Source organism: Tahibacter caeni (genome assembly GCF_024609805.1).
Taxonomy (GTDB): domain Bacteria; phylum Pseudomonadota; class Gammaproteobacteria; order Xanthomonadales; family Rhodanobacteraceae; genus Tahibacter; species Tahibacter caeni.
On the sequence record NZ_JANFVR010000291.1, the window covers coordinates 1 to 6,109 of the forward strand.

Annotated in this window: 4 protein-coding genes; 2 read left to right on the forward strand and 2 right to left on the reverse strand. The window is 68.1% G+C overall.

The genetic code is table 11. The features are described from left to right. Positions 1–142 precede the first annotated feature (142 nt). Positions 143–1,177, reverse strand: coding sequence for a phospholipase C/P1 nuclease family protein (locus tag NON22_RS18980; protein ID WP_257388532.1), 1,035 nt, complete (start codon positions 1,175–1,177; stop codon positions 143–145). A 323-nt stretch (positions 1,178–1,500) separates the two neighbouring features. Here NON22_RS18980 and NON22_RS18985 point away from each other — a divergent pair, with 323 nt between their 5' ends. Continuing rightward, positions 1,501–3,132 (forward strand): insecticidal delta-endotoxin Cry8Ea1 family protein, encoded by a 1,632-nt coding sequence (locus NON22_RS18985; protein WP_257388533.1) that lies wholly within the window; start codon positions 1,501–1,503, stop codon positions 3,130–3,132. Positions 3,133–3,356: 224 nt separating this feature from the next. Here the strand turns inward: NON22_RS18985 and NON22_RS18990 are convergent, their stop codons facing one another. Then, on the reverse strand, positions 3,357–4,781 hold the full coding sequence (locus tag NON22_RS18990) for a GGDEF domain-containing protein (protein WP_257388534.1): 1,425 nt from the start codon (positions 4,779–4,781) through the stop codon (positions 3,357–3,359). Positions 4,782–5,089: 308 nt separating this feature from the next. On the opposite strand from NON22_RS18990, the gene NON22_RS18995 reads away from it, so the two are divergent. After that, positions 5,090–6,109: NupC/NupG family nucleoside CNT transporter (locus tag NON22_RS18995; RefSeq protein ID WP_257388535.1), on the forward strand; the 1,020-nt coding region annotated here is incomplete at its 3' end.

The following is a 6,109-nucleotide window of genomic DNA, read 5'->3' on the forward strand; positions in this document are numbered from 1 at the left end:
GCCGCCGCCGCGGCCGCCGGCGCGACGGCACGCGGCGATTCGTGTGCCGCGAGCGGCAGCGCGATCAGCGCGAGGGCCAGGGCCAGACCACGCCGCGCGCAAGCGCGCGACGTGGAAGCGCAGGCCGGTTTCGTCGCGGCGCTCAATGCGACGCCACGCGCAGCGCGGCGCAGTCGAGCACGACGACGGCCATTGCAATCGCATGCGGCACGGTCTGGCGCGCGACGCGCACGCGGTCCTCGTGCGCCTGCGACGACAGCACGATGCCGCCGTTGCGGTACGAATACGCGCCGCCCTGGGTCAGCACGCCGCGGATGTCCGCGGCCGCGCTGCTGCCGCATTTGCCGAACGTGCCGTCGTTGAGCGCCGCGGCCACGAGCGCCGGGCTGTTGAAGCCCTCGCTGTAGTAGTAGTCGTTGACCCAGGTCTCCCAGCCCGAGTGGTTGTTGCCGCTCGTGGTCCAGGTGTGGTGGGGCTGCAGCAGATCGGTCGTGTGCAACACGTAGCCGACGGTCTGCGGCGTCGGGCTGGTGAGGAACTGGCTCCACCAGTACTGGCCGAGATTGTCGATCGGCTGGAACGGGAAGTTCTGGTAGTCCTGGTACATCGACGCGCTCGACGCCGAGCCGATGCGGTAGTGCGCCTCGGTCACGCCGTAGGTGTTGTACTTGGTGCCGTCGGAGAACCAGCCCTTCATGCCGCCGTTGCCGTCGTCGATATGGTCGTTCCAGAGCCAGCCCGCGGCGAGCTCGTCGATGTCGCCGGACTGCGTCAGCTGGCTGTAGTTGTAGCCGCCGAAATCGTTGCCGTGCGCGTCGCGGCCGCGCGTGTGGTTCTGGAAATGCCAATAGGAGCTGTAGTTGACGAGCGAGGCCGTCGTCGACCACAGCGGCGCACGCACGCAGTCGCCGGTGATTGCTCCGCAGATGTAGGTGTCGGCAAAATCATCGACGTCGTAGGCCGACTGGCCGAGCACCTGGGCGAGCTGGTCGATGCTGATGCCGGCGCTCTGCGCCCAGGCCGCGAGCTGGACATAGCGCGTCGTCGCCGGATTGTTCTTCATGTACTGCACGGCGTCGAGCACGATGCGCCGGTGGGTTTCCTGCGACCAGGCCCTGGCCTGTCCGCCGGCCGCGAGCGCGAGCGCGCCCACGACCATCGTTGCGATGATGCGCATATCTGACTCCCTTCATTGCCGTTGCGGACTCCCCCCGCCGGTCCGCGCTGCGGACCGGGCCGCGAAACTAATGCGCCGACGTTGCAATCGCGTTGCTCGGCAAAGACCGCCGCACGGACTGCCTACGCGTTCTCTTTTCCCGGCCGCGCGGCCGCCGCGCCACCGCGCGACGAAACAAAAGTGTCGTGATGGGCCGATGAGGCAAAGTGCGCTTTGTGGTGACGAGACAGGGGGCTGTCGACCGAGTGCTGCCGCGGCGTGCCGTGCGGCGGCCTGCGTCCCGTGTCGCTCGTTCCGGGCCGCATCCTCAAAGGACATTCGACATGCGCAGCAAAGTCATGTGGACGATCAGCAACCAGTCCGGCCGCAAGCTGTTCTACGGCCTGTACAACGACAACGACGACGTCTGCCGCATCGTGCTCGACAGCATGTACGGCGAGATCGAGTCCGGGCATGCGGTCGACGCCGACGTGTCCCAGCCGCGCCTGAAGATCCGCTTCTGGAAGAGCATGCCGACCATGGGCATCGGCGGCGACGCCTACACCGATGGCGTGCTCGTGAACACCAACGCCTCGGTCACGATCTCCGACAACGCGAAGGTCAGCCAGGGAAAGGCCGACGAATTCAGCAACAAGCCCGCCGGACAGGTGACCTTCCTCGAGGCCTCCGCCGGCACCATGAGCGACAGCGATCTCGTGCGCGCGGTGTTCCTGCTCGCGGCCGGCAAGATTCCCTATGTCGGCGGCGCCGTCGAGAAGGTGCTCGGCCTGATCTGGCCCGAGGATCACCAGACGCCCGAAGAGCTCATGAAGAAGTCCGAAGAGCGCATGAAGCGCTGGGTGCAGGGACTGATCGACCAGTACGACCTCGGCACGATGAAGCAGGAGCTCGCCGGCCTGCGCCGCTCCATCGCCGAATACCACGAGACGAAGAATCCGCCGGACCGGCCCGGCCGCCTCGACGGCTGCATCCGCCGCATCAACGCGATCATCGATCATTTCACCAAGACCAACTACACGCCGGGCTCGCTGTCCTTCGTGCTCGAACTGGCCATGATCCATCTGACCCTGCTGCGCGAGCGCGTGCTGTTCACGCAGGAGATCTACGGCAGCGAAGTGGACAAGCCGCTGTATCTGAAGCAGCTCGGCTCGGCGATCACCGAATACCAGAATTTCGTCGCGAAGACCGGCATCCCGGGCGAACTGGCCTGGCGCCAGCGCCAGATCAAGGCCGAGCCGCTGATCGGCCGCCAGAACGCGATCTACGGCTGGTCGCTGAAGGACTACGTCACGCGCGACTGCCACAAGTTCTCGCTGTCGGGCCGCAGCCAGCTCAACCAGGGACCGGCCGAGGTCTGCGTGAACTTCTACAAGTCGCAGGCCAACAACACCTACGAACGCGAACTCCAGGCCGCCGCGCTCGACGCGTCGCTGCTCTGGTCGCGCGTGCTGCCGGGCCACGAGGACGACCAGCCCGTCGCGCTGAACCGGCTCGTCTGGACCGGTCCGTATGCGGGCCTAGGCTACATGGAAGGCAACGAGCACAACTTTAACATCGGCGACATCCACGAACAGGGCGGCCAGCGCCTGACCCGGATCAAGATCCGCTCCGCCGACCGCATCGACGCGCTGCGCTTCGACTTCGACGGCCGCGACGGCCGCTGGTTCGGCAATACGTCCGGCGGCACCGAGCACACGATAGACCTGCCGGCCGGCGTGTTCGTGACCTCGATCGAGACCTGGTGGAACTTCGACCTGTTCGCGATCGCATTCCGCCTGTCCGACGGCAGGCGCTACGACTTCGGCAAGTCGGGCCGCGGCGAGGTGCACCAGGTCGCCGCGTACCCCGAGCATGCCGTGCGCGGCATCAAGCTCGCCGACCGCCTGCACGAGATGCACGTCGGGTTCACGCCGCTGCCGGACTACTACCAGCGCATCGCGGCGAAGCCGGTGTGAGACCGGCGGCGGCCGGCGTCTTCAGCGCACCGCACGAGGCAAGGCTGCCGCGATCCGTGAAAAACAACGAACGATTTCAACGAAAGCCGCTGAACTCGGTCAGCCTCTTCTCCTCGGGCGAGGGAAGAGGCTTCCGGCGCGCAGGATTTTTCCCGGAACTCGCCGGTGCAATCGCCGGCAGCAGCCCCGCGGCCGTCGCTTTTCCGATTCCCGATTCCCGCCAACTACGACATCGTCGCGAACGCGTTGCCGCGCGCGGCGACGACGGCGTTGCGCCCCGCATCCTTGGCGCGGTAGAGCGCCTGGTCGCAGCGTTTGAGGCAGTCTTCGAGCACTTCGCCGGCCTGGATCTCGGCGACGCCGAGGCTGACCGTGACGCGCAGGCCGCGCATCGGCGTCGGCAGGCGCTCGATGCGCTGGCGCAGTTCCTCGGCGCGGCGGCAGGCTTCCATCAGCGGAGTGCCGGGCAGCAGCAGGAAGAATTCCTCGCCGCCCCAGCGCGCCGCATGGCGGTTGTCGCCCTGCAGCTGTTCGAGCTCGCGCGCGACGGCGCTGAGCACCTGGTCGCCGACGCCGTGGCCGTACTGGTCGTTGATGCGCTTGAAATGGTCGACGTCGGCGAGGATCACGCTGAAGCCGCCCTGCCCGCGCGACGCCAGTACGGCCTGGACCAGCATCTCGAGCATGGCGCGGCGATTGAGCAGCCCGGTCAGGCCGTCGGTCAGCGCGGCTTCGGCCAGCAGCGCCTCGACCTGCAGGCGGTTCTCGATCTCGCCCTTGAGCTGGTGGGTCGCGTCCTCGATCGCGCGCGTGCGTTCCTGCACGCGGTGCTCGAGCTGGGCATTGGCTTCGGTCAACGCGGCCAGCGCCGCCTCGCGTTCCGCCGAGGCCTCGCGCAGGCGTTGCGCGGTCGCGTCGAAATCGGCGATGACGCGGTCGAATTCGTCGCCGATCGGCAGCTGGTTGGTCGGCAGCGGCTCGCCGGACGCGAGCACGCGGCAGCGTTCGCCGAGCGTGCGGATGCGCCGCAACAGCCGTTCGGCCAGCAGGCGTGACAGCACGAGCGCGAGCAGCACGCCGAACAGGATCGCGCCGAGCGTGGACAGGCGCAGCAGGCGCAGGCTGCGCTGCAGGCTGCCCGCGTCCAGGCGCACGCCGACGACATAAGGCACCGGCGTCGCCGCACCGACCGGCGACAGCGCCGACAGCTCGGCGCGTTCGCTCGCAGCGATGCGGATGTCGCTGACCGTCGCGCCGTCGATGCCGCGGCGCAGCAAGCTGATTTCTTCGCTGCTCAGGAAATCGGTGTCGGGGCGGCCGTCGCCGACGCTGGTCGCGAGCACGCGCAGGGATTCGCCGCGCGGCTCCACCACGTAGGCGCTGGCCAGGTCGTGATTGAGCTCCGTGGCGGCGCGCAGGCGCGCGACGATGCGCTGGCCCGCGGCCGAATCGGCGCGGTCGCCGAACGCGCGGACGTCGTCCGCGTCGAGGGTGGACTGCAGCAGGCGCACGTTGTCGATCAGCCGCTGCGCCACCGCCGCCAGCATCTGGTCGGATACCGACCAGTACATGTAGGCGCCCAAGGCACCGGCGCCCAGCAGGATCACCGCCAGGTGGCTCAGCAACAACCGCCGCTTGATCGTCAGCACGCCGTCCCCCGTTGCGCGCCCCTCCGGCGCGATCCGACCTTCCGGAGTATAGGGAACCTCCGGACAAAGTCGGAATTCACGGCCGCCGGAACCCCTCCGGGTCGCCGCCAGCCGGCTGGCGCGCCGCCGGCATCCGGCGGAATGCCGGGAAAAACAGGGGCGTGCGGCGTGCGTCCACGGCTCCGCTGCCCGGGTCGTATGCGTCGCCCGCAGCGCGCCTTGCCTCGCCGTTCGGGCTTGAACTACGCTCGCCCGACTTATGCCGGGCGGTTATGCCTGCGCGCGTTCACGGGGTTTTGGGGAAATCTATGCTGGCTGCCCTTGGGCACATCCTGTTCGGCCTGTTCGGCCTCGTCGTCCTGGTACTGATCGCCTACGCCTTTTCCAACAACCGCCGCGCGGTGGACTGGAAACTCGTCGCCACCGGCATTTCCCTGCAGATCCTGTTCGCCGCGTTCGTGCTGAAGGTGCCGCTCGGCGCCTGGCTGTTCGACCGCCTCGGCAAGGGCTTCGTGCACCTGCTCGAGTTCAACAAGGTCGGCTCCGAATTCATCTTCGGCAAGCTGCTCGACGCGAACACGTTCGGCTTCATCTTCGCGTTCCAGGTGCTGCCGACCATCATCTTCTTCGCCGCGCTGATGGGCGTGCTGTACCACCTGGGCGTCATGCAGCAGATCGTCAAGGGCATGTCCTGGGCGATCACGAAAGTCATGAACGTTTCCGGTGCCGAGACCACGTCGGTCTGCGCGAGCGTGTTCATCGGCCAGACCGAGGCGCCGCTGACGATCAAGCCGTACCTGGAAAAAATGACCGAGTCGGAGCTCATGACGGTCATGATCGGCGGCATGGCGCACATCGCCGGCGGCGTGCTCGCGGCCTACGTGGGCCTGCTCGGCGGCAACGATCCGGCCGAGATGGCCAAGTACGCCAAGCACCTGCTCGCCGCGAGCATCATGGCCGCGCCGGCCACGCTCGTGCTGGCCAAGGTGCTGATCCCGGAAACCGGCGAGCCGCTGACGCGCGGCAGCGTGCGCATCGAAGTGGAACGCCACAGCGCGAACGTCATCGACGCGGCCGCGAGCGGCGCCGGCGAAGGCCTCAAGCTCGCGCTGAACGTCGGCGCCATGCTGCTCGCCTTCATCGCGCTGATCGCGCTGCTGAACTCGCCGCTGCAATACCTCGGCACCGTGGTCTGGCCGGGCTGGCAGATCGCGCTGTCCGGCATCGTCGGCGTGCTGCTGCTCGCCGCCGCCGTGCGTCTGTACGGCCGCGCGCCCGCAGTCGCGGCGGCCGGCGCGGCTGCGCCGGGCGGCCGCGTCACCGGCGGC